At 59.6% G+C, this 23,495-nt stretch carries 24 protein-coding genes and 2 pseudogenes; 11 read left to right on the forward strand and 15 right to left on the reverse strand.

Annotated features, from left to right (window positions below):
* Nucleotides 1–63 precede the first annotated feature (63 nt).
* Nucleotides 64–675 (forward strand): RNA polymerase sigma factor, encoded by a 612-nt coding sequence (locus CAF90_RS08245; protein ID WP_085605633.1) that lies wholly within the window; start codon nt 64–66, stop codon nt 673–675.
* Complete coding sequence (locus CAF90_RS08250; protein ID WP_007956536.1) at nt 669–905, forward strand: anti-sigma factor; 237 nt, start codon at nt 669–671, stop codon at nt 903–905. Before CAF90_RS08245 ends, CAF90_RS08250 begins: the two co-directional genes overlap by 7 nt.
* A 129-nt stretch (nt 906–1,034) precedes the next feature.
* Here CAF90_RS08250 and CAF90_RS08255 read toward each other — a convergent pair whose 3' ends face one another.
* Nucleotides 1,035–2,357 carry a putative porin gene (locus CAF90_RS08255; protein WP_085605637.1) on the reverse strand — a complete coding sequence of 441 codons (1,323 nt, stop codon included), beginning with the start codon at nt 2,355–2,357 and terminating at the stop codon, nt 1,035–1,037.
* 281 nt (nt 2,358–2,638) lie between these two features.
* Between CAF90_RS08255 and CAF90_RS08260 the strand changes: the two genes are divergently transcribed.
* A complete protein-coding gene (locus CAF90_RS08260; RefSeq protein WP_085605639.1) occupies nt 2,639–3,763 on the forward strand; it encodes a GNAT family N-acetyltransferase in 1,125 nt (374 codons plus the stop codon).
* 15 nt (nt 3,764–3,778) lie between these two features.
* On the opposite strand, the gene aqpZ is transcribed toward CAF90_RS08260, so the two are convergent.
* From aqpZ to CAF90_RS08285, 5 genes are all read right to left on the reverse strand, one after another.
* Complete coding sequence (aqpZ, locus tag CAF90_RS08265) at nt 3,779–4,474, reverse strand: aquaporin Z (protein ID WP_064383176.1); 696 nt, start codon at nt 4,472–4,474, stop codon at nt 3,779–3,781.
* A 319-nt stretch (nt 4,475–4,793) separates the two neighbouring features.
* The gene (locus CAF90_RS08270) at nt 4,794–6,626 is read right to left on the reverse strand and encodes an ABC transporter ATP-binding protein (RefSeq protein ID WP_007956540.1); all 1,833 of its coding nucleotides are present in this window, start codon (nt 6,624–6,626) and stop codon (nt 4,794–4,796) included.
* 87 nt (nt 6,627–6,713) lie between these two features.
* The gene (locus CAF90_RS08275; RefSeq protein WP_007956541.1) at nt 6,714–7,277 is read right to left on the reverse strand and encodes a peptidylprolyl isomerase A; all 564 of its coding nucleotides are present in this window, start codon (nt 7,275–7,277) and stop codon (nt 6,714–6,716) included.
* Between the two features lie 3 nt (nt 7,278–7,280).
* Entirely contained in the window at nt 7,281–8,084 is an 804-nt protein-coding gene (locus CAF90_RS08280) for an alpha/beta fold hydrolase (RefSeq protein WP_085605641.1), read from the reverse strand.
* Nucleotides 8,085–8,098: 14 nt separating this feature from the next.
* Entirely contained in the window at nt 8,099–9,022 is a 924-nt protein-coding gene (locus tag CAF90_RS08285; protein ID WP_007956543.1) for a LysR family transcriptional regulator, read from the reverse strand.
* Between the two features lie 49 nt (nt 9,023–9,071).
* Between CAF90_RS08285 and CAF90_RS08290 the strand changes: the two genes are divergently transcribed.
* The 3 genes from CAF90_RS08290 (at nt 9,072) to CAF90_RS08300 (ending at nt 11,372) form a co-directional block, all read left to right on the forward strand.
* Nucleotides 9,072–9,386 (forward strand): hypothetical protein, encoded by a 315-nt coding sequence (locus CAF90_RS08290; RefSeq protein WP_011332961.1) that lies wholly within the window; start codon nt 9,072–9,074, stop codon nt 9,384–9,386.
* A gap of 159 nt (nt 9,387–9,545) precedes the next feature.
* Nucleotides 9,546–10,145 carry an FMN-dependent NADH-azoreductase gene (locus CAF90_RS08295; RefSeq protein ID WP_007956545.1) on the forward strand — a complete coding sequence of 200 codons (600 nt, stop codon included), beginning with the start codon at nt 9,546–9,548 and terminating at the stop codon, nt 10,143–10,145.
* 345 nt (nt 10,146–10,490) lie between these two features.
* Nucleotides 10,491–11,372: a carboxylate/amino acid/amine transporter gene (locus CAF90_RS08300; protein WP_085605643.1), complete on the forward strand. Its 882-nt coding sequence runs from the start codon at nt 10,491–10,493 to the stop codon at nt 11,370–11,372.
* Here the strand turns inward: CAF90_RS08300 and CAF90_RS08305 are convergent.
* Entirely contained in the window at nt 11,317–12,222 is a 906-nt protein-coding gene (locus tag CAF90_RS08305; RefSeq protein WP_085605645.1) for a LysR family transcriptional regulator, read from the reverse strand. The genes CAF90_RS08300 and CAF90_RS08305 overlap by 56 nt on opposite strands.
* A 169-nt stretch (nt 12,223–12,391) precedes the next feature.
* Between CAF90_RS08305 and CAF90_RS08310 the strand changes: the two genes are divergently transcribed.
* Nucleotides 12,392–13,033: a hydrolase gene (locus CAF90_RS08310; RefSeq protein WP_007956548.1), complete on the forward strand. Its 642-nt coding sequence runs from the start codon at nt 12,392–12,394 to the stop codon at nt 13,031–13,033.
* Nucleotides 13,034–13,165: 132 nt separating this feature from the next.
* Here CAF90_RS08310 and CAF90_RS08315 read toward each other — a convergent pair.
* Nucleotides 13,166–13,762: pseudogene (locus tag CAF90_RS08315) on the reverse strand (mechanosensitive ion channel family protein); the annotation flags it as partial.
* Nucleotides 13,763–14,123: 361 nt separating this feature from the next.
* Between CAF90_RS08315 and CAF90_RS08320 the strand changes: the two are divergent.
* The 3 genes and pseudogenes from CAF90_RS08320 to CAF90_RS29150 all read left to right on the forward strand — a co-directional run.
* Nucleotides 14,124–15,176, forward strand: a complete 1,053-nt coding sequence (locus CAF90_RS08320; protein WP_085605647.1) for a hypothetical protein — start codon at nt 14,124–14,126, stop codon at nt 15,174–15,176.
* Nucleotides 15,145–16,704, forward strand: a complete 1,560-nt coding sequence (locus CAF90_RS08325) for a hypothetical protein (protein ID WP_085605649.1) — start codon at nt 15,145–15,147, stop codon at nt 16,702–16,704. Before CAF90_RS08320 ends, CAF90_RS08325 begins: the two co-directional genes overlap by 32 nt.
* 74 nt (nt 16,705–16,778) lie before the next feature.
* Nucleotides 16,779–16,910 (forward strand): annotated as a pseudogene (locus CAF90_RS29150) (hydrolase); the annotation flags it as partial.
* Between the two features lie 132 nt (nt 16,911–17,042).
* On the opposite strand, the gene CAF90_RS08330 reads toward CAF90_RS29150, so the two are convergent.
* Nucleotides 17,043–18,341 (reverse strand): mechanosensitive ion channel family protein, encoded by a 1,299-nt coding sequence (locus CAF90_RS08330; protein ID WP_085605651.1) that lies wholly within the window; start codon nt 18,339–18,341, stop codon nt 17,043–17,045.
* 191 nt (nt 18,342–18,532) lie between these two features.
* Between CAF90_RS08330 and CAF90_RS08335 the strand changes: the two genes are divergently transcribed.
* Nucleotides 18,533–19,873 (forward strand): DEAD/DEAH box helicase, encoded by a 1,341-nt coding sequence (locus CAF90_RS08335; RefSeq protein ID WP_085605653.1) that lies wholly within the window; start codon nt 18,533–18,535, stop codon nt 19,871–19,873.
* A 63-nt stretch (nt 19,874–19,936) separates the two neighbouring features.
* On the opposite strand, the gene CAF90_RS08340 is transcribed toward CAF90_RS08335, so the two are convergent.
* The 6 genes from CAF90_RS08340 to CAF90_RS08365 all read right to left on the reverse strand — a co-directional run bounded on the left by CAF90_RS08340 (nt 19,937) and on the right by CAF90_RS08365 (nt 23,381).
* The gene (locus CAF90_RS08340) at nt 19,937–20,536 is read right to left on the reverse strand and encodes a hypothetical protein (protein ID WP_085605655.1); all 600 of its coding nucleotides are present in this window, start codon (nt 20,534–20,536) and stop codon (nt 19,937–19,939) included.
* 12 nt (nt 20,537–20,548) lie between these two features.
* Nucleotides 20,549–21,133 (reverse strand): papain-like cysteine protease family protein, encoded by a 585-nt coding sequence (locus CAF90_RS08345; RefSeq protein WP_085605657.1) that lies wholly within the window; start codon nt 21,131–21,133, stop codon nt 20,549–20,551.
* Nucleotides 21,134–21,382: 249 nt separating this feature from the next.
* Nucleotides 21,383–21,658: a hypothetical protein gene (locus tag CAF90_RS08350; RefSeq protein ID WP_007956561.1), complete on the reverse strand. Its 276-nt coding sequence runs from the start codon at nt 21,656–21,658 to the stop codon at nt 21,383–21,385.
* A 96-nt stretch (nt 21,659–21,754) separates the two neighbouring features.
* Nucleotides 21,755–22,366, reverse strand: a complete 612-nt coding sequence (locus CAF90_RS08355) for a Fic family protein (protein ID WP_085605659.1) — start codon at nt 22,364–22,366, stop codon at nt 21,755–21,757.
* Nucleotides 22,363–22,533, reverse strand: a complete 171-nt coding sequence (locus CAF90_RS08360) for a YhfG family protein (protein WP_085605662.1) — start codon at nt 22,531–22,533, stop codon at nt 22,363–22,365. The genes CAF90_RS08355 and CAF90_RS08360 overlap by 4 nt, the downstream gene beginning before the upstream one ends.
* A gap of 113 nt (nt 22,534–22,646) precedes the next feature.
* Nucleotides 22,647–23,381: a thioredoxin family protein gene (locus CAF90_RS08365; protein WP_085605664.1), complete on the reverse strand. Its 735-nt coding sequence runs from the start codon at nt 23,379–23,381 to the stop codon at nt 22,647–22,649.
* Between the last annotated feature and the right edge of the window lie 114 nt (nt 23,382–23,495).

A 23,495-nucleotide genomic window follows, 5' to 3' on the forward strand; every position in this document is an offset into this window, starting at 1 on the left:
AAACTGGCGGCAGGAGAGATCCTGCCGCTATCATTTTCGGAGTCAGGAAAAGGGGATTGATGGATGGCGGTTGACGACACACAACTGCTCGAACGGTTGTTGGCAGGCGAACAGAAAGCCTTCAAGGAACTGGTCAGCACCTATCAAAGCCCCATGCGCGCGGTGGCCTACGCGATTGTCGGTCAGCGCAATGTCGAGGAAGTGGTGCAGGATGCCTGGCTGTCGGTGGTGCGCAATATCGGCCGTTTCGAGGGGCGCTCCAGTCTCAAGACCTGGCTGCTGACCATCACCGCCAACTCGGCCAAGAGCCGCTATAAACTCAATCGTCGCGAAGTGTTGCTGGATGATCTGCCGTCCCCCCACGGCACCATCGACGACGATCGTTTTTCTCCCGGCGACGGCCACTGGCTGGTCGCACCGTTCGCCTGGCACCAGGACACACCCGAAGCGCTGCTGACAGAAGGCGAGCTGCGTGAATGCCTCGAACACACGTTGTTGAGCCTGTCGGAGCTGCAAAGCAGCGTGCTGTTGCTGCGCGAGCGTCAGGGGCTGGAGCTGGAGGAGATCTGTAATCTTCTGGAGATCTCGCTCTCCAATGTCCGCGTGCTGCTGCATCGGGCACGTTTGAAGGTCTTCGCGACCGTGGAGCATTTTGAGGAGACGGGAGAATGTTGACCTGCAAGGAGCAAGTGGCGCGATCCAGCGATTATCTCGATGGCCAGTTGAGCTTTCGCGAGAAACTGATGGTGCGTCATCACCTGATGTTCTGCCGCAATTGCCGGCGTTTCATTCGCCAGATGCGTTTGATGCAGGCGACGTTGCGGGCGATGCCGCAAAAGCCTGAAGAGGGCGTGGACGCGTTGGCCGAGCAGCTGGCACAGCTGCGGCGCAAGGATCGATCCTGAAAACACAGACTGGCGCGGTCGCAGCGAACGGATGATGGGGATCGCTGCGGCCGCGCCAGTCTGTTGAAGCCTCTTCAAACGATGGAAGCGGATGTGCAACCCATCGTTTGAAGTCTGTTGCCGGGTTGCTTAGAACTTCGCTTCCGCATCCAGCTGGAGGGTGTTGGTGTCTGCATCACGCTGGGTACGGCTGGAGAAGTCGGCCTTGGTCAGGAAGTAAGTCGCACCGATGGCGAAGTTCTTGTCGATGTCGTAACCGACCTTGAACTTGTGGCCACGGGAACCGGTGGTGCCGTTGGCGAAGTCCGAATCAGTGAAGGCGCCGACCACCGCGTTGCGCTGCACGTCACGATAGTTGTAGTCGAGGTTCAGGCCGAAGACTTTCGACTTGGCACCCACCAGCCAGGCGGTGTCCTGATCGGTCACTGCATCGTTGTTCTTCACGTACTGACCATAGAACGACAGCGGCATTGGCAGGCCGCCGATGTCGACCTGGCTGAAGCCTTCGTACAGACGGAATTCGTTGTTCGCCGAGTTGCCGTTGACGGCCAGGGCGCACGGCGTGGAGGTGCCGGTGCACCGGCTGTCTTCGTCGTTCTGGTAGGCGTAGACGCTGCCGCCCAGGGTCAGTTTCAGGTTGTCGGTGATGGTGAAGCGGCTGCCCAGCTGGCCGGCGGTCAGGCGCAGGTCGTGACGGAACTGCACGCCGTCGCCGTCGACGTTGTCCTTGAGGTTGTAGTTACCCAGGCTGCCGAACAGTTCGACGCTGCTGCCCAATGGATACTTGTAGGTAACGGCCAGACCTTCCGGGTTGATGTCGCTGTCCCAGATGACGTCGCCCATGCTCACCCACGGTTGCAGCATCTTGCCGCCGATAATGTGCAGGTTCTTGATCTGGTCCGGGTGGTAGTCGATGTAGCCCAGGTCGAGCCAGATCTGCTTCTTGTCGAAGTAGTTGTCCTGGTCCTGGTTGGTCGAACGGGCGTCGTCGCCGCCGCCGGTGGCGATACGGATGCCGGTGTCGACTTGCGGGTTGATCTCGGTGTACGCACCCAGACGGGCACGGATGCGCTGGCGATCCTTGTCGCGGCCGCCGTTGTTCGGCTCGCCATCGATCTTGATGGTTTCCTGACGGATACGCACGTCGCCCTTGAACTGGGTCTTGGCGGCCCAGGCCAGTTTCTGGTCGAAACTGCTGAGCTCGTTGGTTTTCTTCGCGGTCGCCGCGATTTGCTCGTTGGTCTCTTGCTGCGCCTGCTGCGCGATTTGCTGGGCCTTCTGATCCTTGGCCAGTTCAGTTTGCAGTTCTACGTACTGCGCCTGGGAAATCGAACCGTTAGCCTTGAGCATGTCGAGCAGTTTGGCGTCGACTGCGGCACTGGCCGGTACACTCATGGCCAGCAACAGGCCACCGCACAGGGCCGCCGCAGTTTTCGTGGAAGCAAGACGCATAGCAATCTCCGAAGATGAAGGGGATGGCTGAACCATCCTGGGCACAACCGACGGTTTGACGGTCGGAAAACAGTGTCCGGGGTAGAACCCGGCGCTCTAAAAACAGGCGCCAGTATCGCGATGGTTTATGACAGAGCAGTGGCACGATGATGGCAGGTTGATGACGATACAAAACTGCCGTGAACTATTGATCTAGAGCGCTGTCGCGCAATCGGGCGTGGGCAACGCACGGCCGATCAGCGATACTCGCCGGGCGTTCACGCCCGAAAGTGGAGAGGAAAATGCCGCTGCAACGTCTGCATAAACTGTCGGAAATTCCAGCGTCCGACTGGGATGTTCTGGTCCCGCAAAACCAGCCGTTTCTGCGCCACGCCTTCCTGGCTTCGCTGGAGGACAGCGGCAGCGTCGGCCCGCACACCGGCTGGCAAGCGGAGCATTTGCTGCACGTCGAAGCGGGGCGAGTGATTGCGGCGCTGCCCGGTTATCGCAAGTGGCATTCCTACGGTGAATACGTGTTCGATCACGGCTGGGCCGATGCCTGCGCCCGGGCCGGAATCGATTACTACCCCAAGTTTCTGAGCGCGGTGCCGTTCAGCCCGGTCAGCGGCCCTCGGTTGCTGGCAGCGAATGTCGAAGACGGATTCGAACTGCTCAAGAGCCTGCCGGGGTATCTGGAAATCGAAGAACTCTCCAGCGCCCACGTCAATTTCACCGACGCGTTTACCGATGCCGCCATGGCCGAGCAGCCGGGCTGGCTGCAACGCATCGGCTGTCAGTACCACTGGCAGAATCGCGGCTACCGCGACTTTCAGGACTTCCTCGACGTGCTCGCCTCACGCAAGCGCAAACAGATGCGCAAGGAGCGCGAGCAAGTGGCGGGGCAGGGCTTCGAGTTCGAATGGCTGGAAGGGCGGGAGCTGGACGAGGCCCAGTGGGATTTCGTCTATGCCTGTTACGCCAACACCTACGCGGTGCGTCGGCAGGCGCCGTACCTGACCCGGGAATTCTTCAGCCTGCTGGCCGAGCGCATGCCGGAATCGATTCGCGTGGTGCTGGCCCGGCAGGGCTCACGGCCGGTGGCGATGGCGTTCAGCCTGGTGGGCGGCGACAGTTTTTACGGACGCTATTGGGGATGCCTGGCCGAGTTCGACCGGCTGCACTTCGAGACCTGTTTCTATCAGGGCATGGACTATGCGATTGCCAATGGATTTCAACGTTTCGATGCCGGTGCCCAGGGCGAGCACAAGCTGATTCGCGGCTTCGAACCGGTGATCACCCATTCCTGGCATTACCTGCGCCATCCCGGTTTGAAAGCCGCGGTCAAAGACTTCCTGCACCAGGAGCGCGCCGGTGTCCTGGCCTATGCCGAAGAGGCGAGGAGCGCCTTGCCGTATCGGCAAGCCTGATCCTCGCCGGCACCCTCAGCTGTCTTCCTTGCCCAGCCAGCGATAGAGCACGCCGCCGACCACCGCACCGAGCAGCGGCGCGACCCAGAACATCCACAGCTGGGCGATCGCCCAGCCGCCGACCATCAGCGCCGGGCCCGTGCTGCGGGCCGGGTTGACCGAGGTGTTGGTGACCGGGATCGAGATCAAGTGGATCAGCGTCAGGGCCAGGCCGATGGCGATCGGTGCCAGTCCTGCCGGGGCGCGTTTGTCGGTGGCGCCGAGGATGATCACCACGAACATGGCGGTCATCACCAGCTCGGTGACGAAGCCGGAAGCCATCGAGTATTTGCCCGGCGAGTGCTCGCCATAACCGTTTGAGGCCAGGCCGGCAGCGATGTCGAAGCCTTCCTTGCCGCTGGCGATGTGGTAGAGCAGTGCCGCTGCCAGAATCCCGCCGATTACCTGGGCGATGACGTAGGCAGGCAGTTCCTTGGCCGGGAACCGACCGCCGACGACCAGACCGACCGACACGGCCGGGTTGAGGTGACAGCCGCTGATGTGGCCGATGGCAAACGCCATGGTCAGCACCGTCAGACCAAACGCCAGGGCCACCCCCAGCACGCCGATACCCAAAGGTGAAGACGCGGCGATGACCGCACTGCCGCAACCGCCCAAAACCAGCCAGAACGTACCCAGCAACTCAGTGACTGAACGTTTGAACAGAGACATGAGAGAGTCCTTGATAGACGTGCTATCGAGACTGCATCGAGTGGTGCGTCCCTGCAGACTTACGACAGGTTCCGTTCCGGAGCCTTGGCTCAGTACAGCAGGGTTTGTGCGGATTTCCAGCAGGCGATAAAAAACCGCCAGAGCCCGTGGGTAAAGGGCTCTGGCGGTTTTATCTCACGTTGATCGTTCCCACGTCGAGGCGTCGAACCGTCCGCGTGGGAATGCCTCAGGGGACGCTCCGCGTCCAGTGACGCGGAGCGTCACGGGCTGCATTCCCACGCGGAGCGTGGGAACGATCAGTGACCAGGCGTGAAAACGATCAGTCGATGCCGACAAACCCTCCGGTCTGGTGCGCCCACAGCCGCGCATACAATCCGCCATGGGCCAGCAGTTCGGCATGGTTGCCGCTTTCAGCAATCTTGCCGTTTTCCAGCACTACCAGCCGATCCATGCGGGCAATGGTCGAAAGGCGGTGAGCGATGGCGATCACGGTCTTGCCCTGCATCAGGGTTTCCAGGCTTTCCTGAATTGCCGCCTCGACTTCCGAGTCCAGCGCCGAGGTCGCTTCGTCCATGATCAGGATCGGCGCGTCCTTGAGCAGCACCCGCGCAATGGCGATCCGCTGACGCTGGCCACCGGACAGTTTCACCCCGCGTTCGCCGACATGCGCGTCGAATCCGGTGCGCCCCTCGGCGTCCGACAGCAGCGGGATGAACTCATCGGCACGGGCCTTGCGCACCGCTTCCCAGAGTTCGGCGTCGGTGGCGTCGGGCTTGCCGTACAGCAAGTTGTCGCGGATCGAGCGGTGCAGCAGCGAGGTGTCCTGAGTGATCATGCCGATGCGCGCGCGCAGACTTTCCTGGCCGACTTCGGCGATGTTCTGGCCGTCGATCAGGATCCGCCCGCCCTCGACGTCGTACAGGCGCAGCAGCAGGTTGACCAGGGTCGACTTGCCGGCGCCGGACGGGCCGATCAGACCGATTTTCTCGCCCGGTTTGATGGTCAGGTTGAGGTCGCCGATGATGCCTTTCTTCTTGCCGTAGTGAAAATCCACGTGCTCGAAACGCACTTCGCCACGGGCCACGGCCAGCGGTTTGGCCTGCTCCCGATCGGTGACGCTGACCGGTTGCGAGATGGTCTGCAGACCGTCCTGAACCATACCGATGTTTTCGAAGATGCCGGTGACCACCCACATGATCCAGCCGGACATGTTGACGATGCGGATCACCAGGCCGGTGGCCAGAGCAATCGCGCCGACGCTGATCAGCGATTGCGTCCACAGCCACAGGGCCAGCGCCGTGGTGCCGACGATCAACAGGCCGTTCATGGTGGTGATGGCCACGTCCATGCTGGTGACCACGCGGCCGGCCAGCTGGGCTTTTTCGGTCTGTTCCTGAATCGCCTCGCGGGCGTAATGCTGTTCGAAGTTGGTGTGGGCGAACAGCTTCAGGGTGGCGATGTTGGTGTAGCCGTCGACGATCCGGCCCATCAGCTTCGAGCGCGCATCGGAGGCTTCCACCGAGCGGTCCTTGACCCGTGGCACGAAGTAATAGAGCGCGCCGATGTAGGCGGCGATCCACGTCAGCAGCGGGATCATCAGGCGCCAGTCAGCCTCGGCGAACAGCACCAGCGAACTGATCGCGTAGATCAGCACGTGCCACAACGCATCCACCGCTTGCACGGCGGAATCGCGCAGCGAGTTGCCGGTCTGCATGATGCGCTGGGCAATGCGTCCGGCGAAGTCGTTCTGGAAGAAATTCAGGCTCTGCTTGAGCACGTAACTGTGGTTCTGCCAGCGAATCATGCTGGTCATGCTCGGGCTGAGGGTCTGGTGCACCAGCATGTCGTGCAGGGCCAGAAACAGGGGGCGCAGCAACAATGCCACCACCGCCATCCACGCCAGTTCGACGCCGTGCACTTTGAAGAAGTCTGCGTTCGGCGTGCCTTGGGCAAGGTCGATAATGCGGCTCAGGTAACTGAACAGCGCCACTTCGATCAAGGCACCGAACAGGCCGACGATCAGCAGGGCGGCGAAACTCGGCCAGACCTGCTTCAGGTAATAGGTATAGAAGGGCAGAACGCGGTCCGGCGGGGATGCCGTCGGGGCATCGCGGAATATGTCGATCAGTTGTTCGAAACGGCGATAGAGCATCAGATAACCGCCCGGAGCACGGGCTCTCCTTTTATCAGTGTGAGCGGCGTGACGTCAGTCAGCACCGCTCGATATGCCCTGTAAAGCTTAGTCGATGCGCTTGGCCGACTTGATGATCACAGGGTCGACCGGCACGTTTTGCATGCCCTGTTTGGTGGTGGTCTGGGAGTTGACGATGATGTCGACCACGTCCATGCCCTTGACCACTTTGGCGAACACCGCGTAACCGGCGTCACGGCCCGGGTCGAGGAAGGCGTTGTCGGCGACGTTGATAAAGAACTGGCTGGTGGCCGAATCCGGGTTGGAAGTACGAGCCATCGACAGGGTGCCACGAACGTTATGCAGACCGTTGCTGGCTTCGTTCTTGATCGGCGCCTTGGTTTCTTTCTGTTGCATCTGCTGGGTGAAGCCGCCGCCCTGGGCCATGAAGCCCGGGATCACGCGGTGGAAAATGGTGTTGGTGTAGAAACCGCTGTCGACGTACTCGAGGAAGTTCTTAGTACTGATCGGCGCCTTGACCGGGTCCAGTTCGATTTCGATCTGGCCGTTGGTGGTGTCCAGCAGCACGTGCGGCGCTTTTGCCGGCGTGGCAGCCATCAGGTTGGCAGCGAACAGCACGGTGCCGGCGGCGAGGGCGAGTTTTTTCAGCATGGGTCAGTGATCCTGAGGGTGATTATCGGCTGTGGCGAGGAACTCCAGCAGCGTTTGATTGAAGCGTTCGGGCTGATCGAGCGGGGTGGCGTGGCGCGAATCGGCGATCACCACCAGCCGCGCATCGGGCAGCAGTCTGACATAGGTTTCTTTCAGCGAAACCGGGGTGTAGTCCCGGTCGGCGCTGACGACGAGGGTTGGACAGGTGACCCGGGAAAGTCGTTCCTGAACCCCCCAGCCAACAATCGCATCGAAGCTGGCGAGATAAGCACGTTTGTCGTTTTTTGCCCAGCGCTCCGCCATTTTCTGACGCAAATCGGCCTGCTCCGGTTTGGGGAACAGCTTGGCGCCAAGGGCTTTGCCGATGGTGGCGAGGCTGAGCAGGCGCATCAGGCTCCAGCGCTTGAACCACTGCCAGTAATCGTCGCGACTGCGCACCTTGACCTCGGGCGCGCTGTTGACGATGGTCAGGCTCTTGAGCATCCGCGGATGATCGACGGCGAACTGGAAACCGATCATGCCGCCCATGGACAGCCCGGCGAAGTGCACCGGGCCGAGCTTCAGATGTTCGATCAGGGCGACGATGTCGGCGCTGAACCCGGCGATGCTGTAGCGCTCGCGGGGTTTGTCGGAGCGGCCGTGACCGCGCACATCCGGAACGATCACCCGGTAATGCGCGGCCAGCGCGGGAATCTGCATTTCCCAGTCCAGGGTGCTGGAGCCCAGACCGTGAACCAGCAGCAATGGATCGCCGTGGCCATATTCCTCGTAGTGCAGGTTGCAACCTTCATGCTCGAAATACGCCATCGGTGAACTCCGTGTCAGGCTTGTTCGGGGGCGGCGAACGGTGCGTCCAGCGGCAGAGTGTCGAAGGTGCGCAGCAGTTCGACGAGGATCTGCGAAGCCGGGCCCAGGGGTTTGTCCTTGTTCGAGTACAGATAGAAGCTCGGATTGCGGCTGCCGCCCTGATCCAACGGTAGCAGCTTGAGCAGGCCTTCTTTCAATTCCCGTTCGATCATGTGCCGTGGCAGCCAGGCGAAGCCCAGGCCGCTGGAGACAAAGTTGGCGGCGGTGGCGAGGCTGCCGACAGTCCAGCGCTGTTCGGCGCCGAGCCAGCCGACGTCCCGGGGTTGCTGGCGGCCGGAGTCGCGGATCACCACTTGCATCTGGGTTTCCAGATCCTGGAAATTCAGCTCGCGGTTCAACCGGTGCAGCGCGTGTTCGGGGTGGGCGACGGCGACGAATTCCACGTCGCTCAATTCCGCGCCGAGGTAACCGGGAATGCTCAGGCCGGTGATGGCCAGGTCGGCCACGCCTTCGAGCAGCACTTCTTCGACGCCCGACAGCACTTCCTCACGCAGACGCACGCGGCAGCCACGGCTTTGCGGCATGAACGCGGTCAGGGCGCGGACGAGGCGGGCGCTCGGGTAGGCGGCGTCGACCACCAGCCGCACTTCGGCTTCCCAACCCTGCTCCATATGATGGGCGAGGTCTTCCAGCTGGCTGGCCTGTTTCACCAGTTGTCGCGAACGGCGCAGCAACACGCCGCCGGCTTCGGTCAGCACAGCCTTGCGGCCGTCGATGCGCAACAGCGGCACGCCGAGCTGATCCTGCATGCGGGCGACGGTGTAACTCACCGACGATTGCGAGCGATGCAGGGCCTCGGCGGCCTGGGCGAATCCGCCGTGGTCGACCACGGCCTGCAACGTTCGCCATTGATCAAGGGTCACGCGGGGCGCTTTCATCAATAGCTCCTCTTGTCCTAAGCTGGCGGTCCCTCATGGAGACTGCCGAATGAAAAAATTCTGTTGTGTGTTGCTGGCGCTGCTTCCGCTGACTGCGTTTGCGTACCCGATCGATGTGGAAAAGGACCTCAACGGCCTGAAGATCGACTACAACGCGTTCGACACCGATAACGACATCGGCTCCATCCAGGTCAACAACTACGGCGACGTCGACGCGACCTGCAAGGTGGTGTTCACCAACGGCCCGGAAGCGCCGCGCACCCGCAACATCGAAGTGGCCGCGGGCAAGCATAAGAACGCCACGGCCAAGTTCACCCGGACCATCATCAAGCTGCGCATCAAGCTGAGCTGCACCCCGAAATAGCGTCACGGCCCTGTGGGGGTGGGCTCCCACAGGGTATGGCTTGCATCTAAACGAATTTTTCGATGCTTTGCAGCAATTATTTGCGCTTTTTCATCGATACGACTCTGTTTAACCTTCACTCCATCGACTTACAACATTCTCGGATGGAGGCTACACAACATGTCCCGCGTTCTGATCATCGAAAGCAGCGCCCGCCAGCAAGACTCGGTTTCCCGTCAACTGACCCAGACCTTTATCAGTCAGTGGAAAGCGGCGCATCCGGCCGATCAGATCACCGTACGTGACCTCGCCGTGAACCCGGTGCCGCACCTGGACATCAACCTGCTGGGCGGCTGGATGAAATCCGCCGAGCAGCGCAACGACAGCGAGCAGTCCTCGCTGGACCGTTCCAACGAATTGACCGATGAGTTGCTGGCGGCCGACGTGCTGGTGATGGCTGCGCCGATGTACAACTTCGCGATCCCGAGCACCCTGAAAGCCTGGCTCGACCACGTACTGCGTGCCGGCGTGACCTTCAAGTACACCGAAACCGGCCCGCAAGGCCTGCTCAGCGGCAAGCGTGCCTACGTGCTGACCGCTCGCGGCGGGATCTACGCCGGCGGCCCGGCGGATCATCAGGAACCGTACCTGCGTCAGGTGATGGGTTTCATCGGTATCCACGACGTGACCTTCATCCACGCCGAAGGCATGAACCTGGGCGGCGACTTCCAGGAGAAAGGCCTCAACCAGGCCAACGCCAAACTGTCCCAGGTCGCTTGATATGTTAATCGCCAGATAATCGCCGATTGTTCTAGTGACCTGGCGCAACCCCTTCAAGGCTCTACGCGCATCGAACCTCCCTTTGCACTTGTTGCTCCTGAGTGCTGTAGCCCGATTGAACGCTTTAGCGAGATCGGGCTTTTTTTTGCCTGCGATTTTTGCAACGCAGCACCTCCCCTGTGGGAGCGGGCTTGCTCGCGAAAGCGATGTTTCAATCAAGATTGATATCGCCTGACACACCGCCTTCGCGAGCAAGCCCGCTCCCACATGGATCTGTGTTGTTGGAGGGTTCGCGATCAGAAGCAAAAAACGCTATCGTCGCCGCCATTCGAAATCGAGGCGAGCATGGGCTATCTACTTTTTGTCACGCTGATCCAGGCGTTTTCCTTCAGTCTGATCGGCGAATACCTGGCCGGTCATGTCGACAGCTACTTCGCGGTGCTGGTGCGGGTGGTGCTGGCCGGGCTGGTATTCATTCCGCTGACCCGCTGGCGCTCGGTGGAGCCGGCGTTCATGCGCGGCATGCTGCTGATCGGCGCGTTGCAGTTCGGCGTGACCTACGTCTGCCTGTATCTGAGCTTCCGCGTACTGACGGTGCCGGAAGTGCTGCTGTTCACCATCCTCACGCCACTGCATGTGACGTTGATCGAAGACGCACTCAACCGACGCTTCAACCCATGGGCGCTGATCGCCGCACTGGTGGCGGTCGCAGGTGCGGCGGTGATTCGTTACGACCGGATCAACCCGGATTTCTTCATGGGCTTTTTGCTACTGCAACTGGCCAACTTCACCTACGCCGCCGGGCAGGTGCTGTACAAACATCTGGTGGCGAAACACCCGAGCGATCTGCCGCACTACCGGCGCTTCGGTTTCTTCTACCTCGGCGCATTGGCGGTGGCGTTGCCGGCGTTCCTGCTGTTCGGCAAATCCAACTTCCTGCCCGAAGCACCGCTGCAATGGGGCGTGCTGGTGTTCCTCGGTTTGGTCTCGACCGCACTCGGTTTGTACTGGTGGAACAAGGGCGCGTGCCTGGTCAACGGCGGCACCCTGGCGGTGATGAACAACCTGCACGTGCCGGTGGGCTTGCTGCTGAACCTGCTGATCTGGAATCAGCATGAAGAGCTCGGGCGGTTGTTCCTCGGTGGCAGCGTGATCCTGGCGGCGGTGTGGATCAGCCGGTTGGGGATTCGCAGGCCGGCGCCAGTTGCCCCACCAGAAACTCGATAAACGCCCGGGTCTTCTGCGGCACCCGCCGGGCTGACGAATACACCGCGTTGATGGTGATTGCCGGGGCTTGCCATTCGCACAGCACCGGCACCAGTCGCCCGGCGGCCAACGCTTCTTCGACGATGAAGTCCGGCAGCAGCGCAATGCCCATGCCGGCCTCGGCCGCTTGCGCCAGCAGGTCGCCGTTGTTGGCGTGCAACGGCCCGGTGACGTTGACGCGCTGGGTCTCCTTGCCGTTGCACAGTTGCAGGCTGACCCCGCTCTGCAGATAGCCGTAGTTCAAGCATTGATGTGAGCGCAGATCCTGCGGGGTTTGCGGTGTGCCCGCGCGTTCGAGGTAAGCAGGGGAGGCGACCATGATTCTTGGCGCCGGCGCCAGTTGCCGGGCGATCATGGTCGAGTCGGGCAGGCTGGCGATGCGGATCGTCACGTCGAACCCGCCGCGCACCGGATCGACCTGCTGGTCGCTGAGCACCAGTTGCAGCTCGATGTTCGGGTGCTGCTCGTGGAACAGCGGAATCAGTTTGCCCAGTCGCCGCAGGCCGAACGACATCGGTGCGTTGACTCGCAACACACCACGCAATTCACCCACCCCGTCCCGCGCCCGCTGCTCGGCCTCGTCCAGTGCCGCAATCACCTCCCGCGCTGCTTCGAAATATTCGGCACCGGCCTCGGTCAGGTGCAGGCTGCGGGTGGTGCGTTGCAGCAGTTGTACGCCGATGGCTTCTTCGAGCGCCTGAATCTGTTTGCTGACTTTCGAGCGGGGCACGTCCATGGCCCGGGCGGCGGCTGCGAAGCCGTTCTCGCCGACCGTCACCACGAAGGCGCGCATGCATTCGATGCGATCCATGATTGTCCCTTTTTTAGAATCAATGATTCTCGATTTTAGGGAATTGTCCCTTTATCGGCTAGCCCCTAAAGTGACATCCAAGCCGAGACAACAACGCCGCAGACGGCACGCCACTCGACTCACCCATTACCCAATCGAAACTCTGAAACGACATCAAAAGGAACGCGCCATGTCTATCCGTGAATTGCTGAACCCAACCAACTCCGCTCTGATCCTGATCGACCACCAGCCGCAAATGGCTTTCGGCGTACAGTCGATCGACCGTCAGACCCTGAAGAACAACACCGTCGGCCTGGCCAAGGCTGCCAAGATCTTCAACGTACCGACCATCTACACCTCGGTCGAAACCGAAAGCTTCAGCGGCTACATCTGGCCGGAGCTGCTGGCGGTGCACCCGGAGCAGAAGCCGATCGAGCGCACCTCGATGAACTCCTGGGAAGACAAGGCGCTGGTTGACGCCGTGAAGGCCACCGGCCGCAAGAAACTGATCATCGCCGCGCTCTGGACCGAGGTCTGCCTGACCTTCCCGGCGCTGGAAGCCCTGGCTGAAGGCTACGAGGTGTACATCGTTACCGACGCGTCCGGCGGCACCACCAAGGAAGCCCACGACATGTCGGTACAGCGGATGATTCAGGCGGGCGCAGTGCCGGTGACCTGGCAGCAAGTGCTGCTCGAATACCAGCGTGACTGGGCGCACAAAGACACGTATCAGGCGGTAATGGACTTGGTGCTGGAACACAGCGGCGCGTATGGCATGGGCGTCGATTACGCCTACACCATGGTGCACAAGGCTCCGCAGCGGCAGGCCTGATAAATCGGCATTTCGAAATAGATGCAGTACTTGTGGGAGCGAGCTTGCTCGCGAAGGCGGAGTGTCAGTCAACGAATTTGTTGCTGATAATCCCTCATCGCGAGCAAGCTCGCTCCCACAGGTTTTGTGGTGTTACATCAGACGTTTTTCGGCTTCTGGAATGTGGCTCGCGCCAAGGACTGCCGGCAATATCCCGGAACGCAAATCCCCACCACTCGGCTGCTGATACAGGCTCAACCCGAACTCCGGCAGCACCGCCAGCAGGTAATCGAAAATATCCCCCTGGATCCGCTCGTAATCGGCCCACACCGTGGTGGTGGTAAAGCAGTAGATTTCCAGCGGAATGCCCTGGGCCGTGGTCTGCATCTGGCGGACCATGCAGGTCATGTTCGGCTGGATCTCCGGGTGACTCTTCAGATAGGCCAGCGCATAAGCGCGGAACGTACCGATGTTGGTCATGCGCCGACGGTTGGCCGACATCGCCGCGACGTTCCCCTGCGCTTCGTTCCAGGCCTTGAGCTCGGCTTTCTTGCGGCCCATGTAGGCGGTCAGCAGGTGCACCTGGGAGAGTTTTTCTTCTTCATCGTCGCGGATGAACCGCACACCGCTGGCGTCGATGAACAGGCTGCGCTTGATCCGTCGCCCGCCGGATTGCTGCATACCGCGCCAGTTTCTGAACGACTCGGACATCAGGCGCCAGGTCGGGATCGAGACGATGGTCTTGTCGAAATAGCCATAGTAGTGACTTAGATCGATAAATGGACAGCTGAAACCCCGTAAATACTCGCTTTTACCTGTGCCGCTCAAAGTCCATTTTTTTCGCCCCAAATGGACACTCTGCGACCCCGGATCCCCTTCAGCATTCTTGCAGCTCCTCGCCATCCGACCCAAGTGGCACGCGGTCCGAGATACTGGCTGCTTGCCAGTCTTTCCGTATATGCTCCAACCACTGCCACAACCAATCCCACGTTTACGGGGATGATATCGGCCTTTGCAAGGCTGCAATCGATACGTCATTGCCGCCTAGGTACTTGCCGAGGCGAGTAGTTCCTCTTACTGGGCAGGAGGGGGCTGCTTACATGGAGATCGCATGAGTTTTTTTTCGGACGAAGAGATAGATTCACTAAAGATCACTCGGATGATCCTGCATGTGGTGGGTACCAAGAACTTTGAGGCGCTGCCGGAGCGCGCCTTGGAGGAGGAAGCATTCTTTATCGGTAAAATTGTGGATATGGCCACTGCGCCGGTCTTCATGTTCAAAGCTGTGTCTGCCACCCGGAACGAAATTGAAGCCATCGCAACCGGCGACATCTCGTTTGTCGATGGTGCCCAAAGCCTCGCAGCGAGCTTTAACCGGCAGCACGTGGGCGGCAGTGCTGATGGAGTTCTGCTGATGTTCGAGCTCTCGGTCAATGACCCCGATGTGAAGATCTACAGCTTGATTAAATACGACTACAAGCTTGCCTTGGAGCAGAACGACGGCGCTCCTGGGAAGAAACTGCGCCGTATCGTTAATGCCCTGGTAGACGAAAAGAAGGCCATTCAGAAAACGGCTCTCTTCCGTGTCGTCGATGGTGTTGCAGACAAGGACATTTCCGCCACTGATCGTACGAAGCAGGGTGTAGATCTGACGGACTACTTTGCTGACTTCCTGGCGGTGAGCCGGGCGGTCTCGGACACCGAGTTAAGTGACATTACCCGCAAGGTACTCAAGGCGGCACTCCAGACTTGCATAGATCACCTGCCTGGCCAGGATGTGGCCAAGGCGCTGCAGAAAGCTCAAGCCAACTTGGGCACACGTAGACGGATCAATGAAGAAGCAATCGTTGAGGCTGTGATGTTGGCAGCAGGGCATCCCGAGGATGAGAAAGTAGCCAATCGTCTGGAGCGTGAAACGCGCAGCCGTATCCGGAAGAGCAAATTGCACGAGCTCAGCTTTAAGCCAGATCGGCGCATCCTCCGGCAGCCGTACATGCGTAAGATAGTCACGACTGAAGGCGTCACTATTCTGTTCCCCGATAGGGCGGAAAACCCCAACGTGAAGGTGATCGATCTGAAGGGGGGCAAGAAGCAGATCATCGTGGATACAGACAAGGTCAAGGAGGACAGTGTTGTCACACCAAAGCTTGGCCAGCCTTCTTAACGAGCTGTCACGTAACGGGCAGGCGCTGATTACTGAGGGGAATACCACTCTCATTGTGTCTGACCTATCTGCTGATGCTGCTCGGTCAATCGCTCAGGCCACCTCCGCTGCTGCTTGGCCGATCACTATGTTTGACAGCGCAGACGGCGAAACTGAGGTCGAAGAGGGGGACGAGGCTTTCGGGCCGTTTCGCGCCGAGATCGTGAAACCGCTCTCGGAGGGACATGATCAAGCTGAGGCCTTGTATGTGGCCACAGAGGCGGGTTTTAAATCCTTTCTTGATAAGGGCCATCCTGCACAACGATGGTACGTTCTAGGTCTGGCTAAACCTTTCAATACTCGGGCTCGGGCGTACAGCGATTGGGGTATAGAAGAGGCCTACGTCGAATCTCAAGCGACGAAGTCACCCCGGCTTTTAGTGAAAGAGTCGGCTAACGTGCGCACTGTGCCAGAGGATGTGCGCCACTGGCTTCTCGCCGAAGGGCATGACCTCGATGAGGCTGAACCTATGCATATGGCCTGGGCAACCCAGGCCTTTGACGCTCTGAGTCGTTGCTTTGCGAATGAGATCGACTCGACCGGGTGCAAGCTCAGTTTCAAAGGACCGCCTAAGCTCAATCTGACGCTCGCGGAAGTGGTCGACGACGTGGCGCAGGTCACGCTGAAAGACTTCGTGGTCGTTCACGACGCCGCAGCATGGGTGTTCGACAACGCACGGGAAGCTGAGGTAAAGCATATTTTACTGTCCGCTGAGATCGCTCGATCGGGTAGGGCGGATGGAGAAGTACTGCAGTACCTTAAAGAGAACCTCTCGGCAGCACTGGATTGCGCGAGGATCGCCTATCAGATGTCAGTCTCGGAGATCACCAAGGACACCCTCAAGTCCTTGGGAGACCTTCGCAAAGCTGTTACCGAGGAGACCTCAAAAGCGACAGATGCGACCCGGCAGGCGATTGCAGCGATCTCGACAGCGCTGACGTTGGGCTTGGGCTTGATCGTTGCGCGGCTCACTCTGCAGATCAATCCATACCTCATTTCACTTGTGATGGCGGTTGCATTCGGCTACACGACGCTGAACGTGATGTCCGGCCGTAAATTCATAAACATTCAGCGGAAGCTGCGTCTGGATTGGCAATCGAAGCTGTATCGATTCCTCTCGGAAGCCGAATTCAAAAAAATGGTAGGCGATCCGATTGAGCAAGCCGAGAGTTTCTTTTACAAAGTCAGTTGCCAAGGCTTGACAATGCTCGGCGTCGCAGCGCTGGGGATTGCAGTATTTGGCTTCGTTTACACCGCTCAACCCGTAGCGATACCGGGAGCCACTACTGCGCTTCCTGCTCCAGCATCAGCTCCTGCAAGCCCGCAGCCACCAACCAGCGAACCGACACCCCAACCGAAACCGGTGCCAAAACGGAGAACTCCAGCGAAGCCGTCAGAAAAAGGGGATGCCCCCTTTGTGAATTTTGACCAAGGAATCCTTGCCATGCGCACAGAGGCGACAGGACAGCGTAACTTCGCTGCGATATAGAGGGGGCACACTTGGCACCGATACCGGCTGAGTCTCGCCGGAATAGATGCCCCCTATCCCTTTTTTTTCGTTACCTGCGTGACTGGGCGCACAAAGACACGTATCAGGCGGTAATGGACTTGGTGCTGGAACACAGCGGCGCATACGGCATGGGCGTCGATTACGCCTACACCATGGTGCACAAGGCACCGCAGCGGCAGGCCTGATAAATCGGCATTTCGAAATAGATGCAGTACTTGTGGGAGCGAGCTTGCTCGCGAAGGCGGAGTGTCAGTCAACGAATTTGTTGCTGATAATCCCTCATCGCGAGCAAGCTCGCTCCCACAGGTTTTGTGGTGTTACATCAGACGTTTTTCGGCTTCTGGAATGTGGCTCGCGCCAAGGACTGCCGGCAATATCCCGGAACGCAAATCCCCACCACTCGGCTGCTGATACAGGCTCAACCCGAACTCCGGCAGCACCGCCAGCAGGTAATCGAAAATATCCCCCTGGATCCGCTCGTAATCGGCCCACACCGTGGTGGTGGTAAAGCAGTAGATTTCCAGCGGAATGCCCTGGGCCGTGGTCTGCATCTGGCGGACCATGCAGGTCATGTTCGGCTGGATCTCCGGGTGACTCTTCAGATAGGCCAGCGCATAAGCGCGGAACGTACCGATGTTGGTCATGCGCCGACGGTTGGCCGACATCGCCGCGACGTTCCCCTGCGCTTCGTTCCAGGCCTTGAGCTCGGCTTTCTTGCGGCCCATGTACGCAGTCAGCAGGTGTACCTGGGAGAGTTTTTCTTCTTCATCGTCGCGGATGAACCGCACACCGCTGGCGTCGATGAACAGACTGCGCTTGATCCGTCGCCCGCCGGACTGCTGCATGCCGCGCCAGTTTCTGAACGACTCGGACATCAGGCGCCAGGTCGGGATCGAGACGATGGTCTTGTCGAAGTTCTGCACCTTGACCGTGTGCAGAGTGATGTCGACCACATCGCCATCGGCGCCGACTTGTGGCATTTCGATCCAGTCGCCGACCCGCAGCATGTCGTTGCTGGTCAGTTGCACGCTGGCGACGAACGACAGCAGGGTGTCCTTGTAGACCAACAGGATCACCGCCGACATCGCACCCAGACCGGACAGCAGCAACAGCGGCGAACGGTCGATCAGGGTGGCGACGATGATGATCGCGCCGAACACGTACAGAACCATTTTCGCCAGTTGCACATAACCCTTGATCGAGCGGGTGCGAGCGTGTTCGGTGCGGGCGTAGATGTCCAGCAGGGCATTGAGCAGGGCGCTGACCGACAGCAGCAGGAACAGAATGGTGAACGCCAGCGCCACGTTGCCGAGGAACACCGTGGCGGTCTTGCTCAGTTCCGGCACCAGGTGCAGGCCGAACTGGATCACCAGCGACGGCGTCATCTGCGCCAGACGCTGAAACACCTTGTTGTGGCGAAAGTCGTTAATCCAGTGCAGGGCGGGCTGGCGACCGAGCATGCGGCTGGCATGCAGGATCAGGTAACGCGCCACTCGTCCGAGGACCAGCGCGATCACCAGCAGCAGGACCAAAGCCAGGCCGGCGTGCAGGAGCGGGTGCTGTTCGAGGGCACCCCAGAGGTCTTGGGCGTTGAGCCAGAGCTGTTTGAAATCCATGAGCGAGACGATTCTTCTGTAAGACGCGACGGGCGATTAGAGCATTTAAGACGCTGTGTATTACCGTTGGAGACAAATCGAGCAACAAAAAAGCCACTGATTACGGCGGATTTCACAAAGAAACTCGGCCTGAGCGCTCGAAACCGGTAACCTATGCAGCTGATTTTTTGCATATCTTCGAGGTAGCACCCGTGTTTTCCCAATTCGCCCTGCACGAACGCCTGCTCAAAGCCGTGGCCGAGCTGAAATTTGTCGAGCCAACGCCTGTGCAAGCCGCGGCCATTCCGCTGGCGCTTCAGGGGCGTGACCTGCGGGTGACGGCGCAAACCGGTAGCGGCAAGACCGCCGCTTTCGTCCTGCCGATCCTCAACCGCCTGATCGGCCCGGCCAAGATCCGCGTCAGCATCAAGACCTTGATCCTGCTGCCGACCCGCGAGCTGGCCCAGCAGACCCTGAAGGAAGTCGAGCGCTTTTCGCAGTTCACTTTCATCAAGTCCGGTCTGATCACCGGCGGTGAAGACTTCAAGGTCCAGGCCGCCATGCTGCGCAAGGTGCCGGACATCCTGATCGGCACTCCGGGCCGGATGATCGAGCAACTGAACGCCGGCAACCTCGACCTGAAAGAAGTCGAAGTGCTGGTGCTCGACGAAGCCGACCGCATGCTCGACATGGGTTTCGCCGAAGACGTGCAGCGTCTGGTCGACGAATGCCCGAACCGTCAGCAGACCATGCTGTTCTCCGCCACCACCGGCGGTTCCGGCCTGCGCGAGATGATCGCCAAGGTGCTGAACAACCCTGAGCACCTGCAGCTCAACGCGGTCAGCCAGCTGAACGACACCACCCGTCAGCAGATCATCACTGCCGACCACAACCAGCACAAAGAACAGATTGTGAACTGGCTGCTGGCCAACGAGACCTATCAGAAGGCTATCGTCTTCACCAACACCCGGGCCATGGCCGACCGCATCTACGGTCGCCTCGTCGCCCAGGAATACAAGGCGTTCGTGCTGCACGGCGAAAAAGACCAGAAGGATCGCAAACTGGCGATCGACCGTCTGAAGCAGGGCGGCGTTAAGATCCTGGTGGCCACCGACGTGGCGGCCCGTGGTCTGGACGTTGATGGCCTGGATCTGGTGATCAACTTCGACATGCCACGCAGCGGCGACGAATACGTACACCGCATCGGTCGTACCGGCCGTGCCGGCAACGACGGTCTGGCGATCTCGCTGATCTGCCACGGCGACTGGAACCTGATGTCGAGCATCGAGCGTTATCTGAAGCAGAGCTTCGAGCGCCGCACGATCAAGGAAGTCAAAGGCACCTACGGCGGACCGAAAAAGGTCAAGGCCTCGGGCAAGGCTGTCGGCGTGAAGAAGAAAAAGACAGACGCCAAGGGCGACAAGAAGAAAACCGCCGCCAAGACCCCGACCAAGCGCAAGAGCGCCAACCGTCCGAAGCCGGACGCTCTGGTGAGCAGCGATGGCATGGCCCCGCTGAAACGCCGCAAGCCGGCAGCACCAGCGGCTGAATAAGTCGTTTCAGGCAGGCAAAGAAAAACCCGGACATGGTCCGGGTTTTTTTATCGCCAGGGTTTATCAACTGCCCAGCAGGCCAGTGGTGTCGGCATCAAAGCGCCGCTTGGCCTGATCGGCTGCCGGTTTGAGCTGTGCGAGCAGGGCGGCCTCGCTGTACAGCCCGGTCAGCGCCAGTTCTTTTGGGGTTGGCTCGATCGGGATCAGTACGTCTTCGCCGGCCGCATGCAGCCAGATCGCTACAAGGTGCAGCGCCGACACAAACAGCATCCGCAGCTCAACGGTTTTACCCTTCAGTTGCGGCGATTGCTCCGCCAGCCTCAGCGCATCGACCGTGGCGGCCGCCAGGCTGCCGTGGTTCAACGAGGCGAACTCGACGTGACCACGTACTTCGGCCAACTGTGCATCGGCAATCGACACCCCGCCTGAGAACACCAGGTAATGCCAATCGCCCACTCGGGCGTTTTTCAGGCCTTTGCCCTGGCTCAGGTCGTCCAGACTGAGCGAGTAGCCACGATAGGCTTCGCTGAGGCTGATCCCGGCGGGCGCAGCACTGGCGAACTGGCGATTGACGCCAAAACCCTGGGTTTGCAACGCGGCCTGCAGGGCCGGACGCAAAGTCTGTACGCCGTTGGAAGGCGCCTTTGGATAAGTCAGTTGCATGATGTCGCCCTCCTAGTTTTTCGCCGTGAAGTAAGTGTGGGTCCAGTTGCCGCCGCCGTTGTAGGAACCGGGGAAGGAACTCAGCGCGCGGGTCGAATAGCCGTAAATCGAGTCCGCAACCAGCACGTAATTGCCGTTGGTGCCGTAGATCGCCAGAAAGTGCGCACCGCCGCCGTACCAGGCGCAACGCAGGCCGATCGGGCGGCCCATGTTGATCTGGTTCTGGATGGCCGACATCTGCAACGAGCCCGAATTTATGCCGTTGAAACTGCGGGTGATCTTCAGCGCAACGTCCAGATAGCCGTACACGTTGCACGGCCCCGGTTGATTGCAGCAGTTGCGATCCAGCGCGGCGCTGGCAACGGCGCATTGGGTCCAGGACCCGGTGCCGTAATAATTGCCGACCGAGGCGGAAGCGGCGGCCCAGCACCAGTTGGTCTGGGTCTGTTGCTGCATCGTGAAGTTCAGGCTGGCAGCAGCCAGGGCGCGCTGTTGAACAGCTGCCTCGACCTCGACCAGTTGCGGGTCGAGCAGATGGCCGATCAGACATTCGGGCAGGGTGTTGCCGGTGAATGCCGTTGTTTCAGTGGTTAACATTTTTCAATCCTCCATGAATGAAAACAATCGTTCCGCGTTTGCGGGGTAACGGTATTGCCGAGCGATCGGTGCTAAAGGGTTGCCATCTCCGATGGCCAGTTCCGATCAGGCTCGGGGTAACCCTAGGTGTGAATATGCATTTGTGCAAATAACAAAATGCACTAGTGCAAATTTCCGGACAAAAGGAAGCAGGCTTTGGTATCGATTTAGCCTGATCGATGCCAAAGCCTGCCGTTGTCTAAGCGGGTGTTATCCCTCGGTTTTTTTCTCCGCCGATCCCAGCTCTTTCAAGCGCTGATCGATCAACTGACATTTGTCCGGCAGATCGGCGGAGGCGGTGCCCAGGTCCATTTTCTGCAACTCGGCGTTGATCTCTTTGGCCTTGGTCGGGTTTTGCTCGGTGAGCTTCGCGACTTCCTTGGCCAGTTGCTCGCGTTTTGCGGTGGCTTCCTCCGGCGTACAGGCCCAAACGGGCAGGGCGCAGGCGAGCGTGGCAGCGAGGGTGAGCTTGAGCAGGGTTTTCATGGGGGCAGGCCTCAGTTCCGGTTAAGGCGGGTTAACCGGTTGAGGGTTCTGGCTAGCGAAAAGTTCACTGCGACTGGCGTTAGGGGGATGCCTTGTTCAAAAGTCGACCTCGGCAATTGAAATGCCTATGCATCGGTTGAATACATCGACAAGAAGATCGTCATCACCGTGGTAGGAGTGAATACATGCCTTGATCCATTCCTCTTGATCGACCATCCCCCAGTCGATGAGATAACCGGCGTTGAAAATGATGTATTCAAACAGGATGCGCTGGGTTCGGCCATTTCCTTCCCTGAACGGGTGAGCCACATTGAGAGTGCCATACGAAGCGGCGACTGCTGAAACCAGCTGTTGACGGGAAAACCCTTCAAACCACCCAGCGTCCGCCATTTTCGAAAGTTCTCTAGCGACTTCACGCTCAATGTATTCCGGGCTGCAAAATCGCGTACTGCCTTTACTGATCGCCAGTGTCCGGATTTCGCCAGCCCATGGATAGATCGCTTCAAACAAGGTGCGGTGCACCCGTTTTAAAGTTGCAAGACTGTAGGGAGGAGGAATGAATTCCAAACGCGCAGAGGCGACTTCGTTGATGTAGCGTTCTGCCTCATCCAGGTCTTCGGCATTGCGTAAGTCGAGCAAATTGACAAGAACGTCAGTGCCCGGATAACAATCCGGGGCTTGGTCAGAACCGTATTTATCGTTGCTCAAGCTTTCAAGAGCTGGATCGCTCTCAAGGCAGCGGCCCTGGTGGGAAGTTTGATATCGCCATCAGTCGGAGATGGAACAAAGCCTTCCAGGCGCAGACTGGCCGCGAAATTGGCTCTGCGTTGCTTCGCGAACCAGGCTTTCTTGGTTTGCAGACTCAGCTTTTCCATATCGGCCTCTTGATGCGGGAATGTGCCAATTATAGTCGAACTAAGCCGTGACGGCTCGTTCGACCTAGCATCGCACATCCTGCGGCACCATTGAACCCGTTCACGCTGACGGGTTACCCATCATGGCAGCAACTGGATTTTGCTGCCCCGTCGTAGCGGTCATGGTGTCGCACCCATTCCATGATCTCATCCTCGTTCCGGCCCTTGGGCGTGAGGTCGAGGTAGTTGTAGGCGCCGACCAGCAGGTCGAGGCCGCGAGCATAGGTTGAGTAGGTGTGGAAAATGTCGCCGTTGTCGGCGCGATAAAACACGCTGAGCCCGGGCATTTCTTCCTCGCCGCTGTCGGTCTTTTCGTAGTTGTACGTAGCCTTGCCTGCTTCGACATCCTCAGCACGGGCGCACACGCCGAAGTCGTAGTTGAAATCGCAGCCGTCCGACGATACCCAGTCGAATGTCCAGCCCATCCGCCGCTTGAAGGCCTGGAATTCGGCGAATGGTGCGTGGGACACCGCCACCAGCGCAATGTCGTGATGGGCCAGATGCTGGTTAGCACCATCAATGTGATCGCTGAGGAATGAACAGCCCGGGCAGCCCTCTTCCCAGCCCTTGGCGAACATGAAGTGGTAAACGACGAGTTGGCTGTGTTTGCCGAAAAGATCGGCAAGTTTCAACTCGCCGTTCGGCCCCATGAAGCGGTAATCCTTGTCGACCTTCACCCAGGGCAGGGCGCGGCGTTTGGCGCTGAGGCGGTCGCGTTCCTTGGTGAAGGCCTTTTCATCGGCCAGATGCTGCTTACGGGCGGTGAGCCATTCTTCGCGCGACACCACCGGATGATTCTCAACGTTCATGATGATTTCTCCTGCGGGGGTTGAAACCGTCTGTCTCAGACTAGTCGTTCAACCACCCGGGAAATCGACAGACCGCCGGTCGGTCGGGGCGCCGAATAATCCTGAACGGTGGCG

This window comes from Pseudomonas sp. B37(2017) (genome assembly GCF_002112885.1).
In the GTDB taxonomy this organism is placed as follows: Bacteria; Pseudomonadota; Gammaproteobacteria; order Pseudomonadales; family Pseudomonadaceae; genus Aquipseudomonas; species Aquipseudomonas paraglycinae.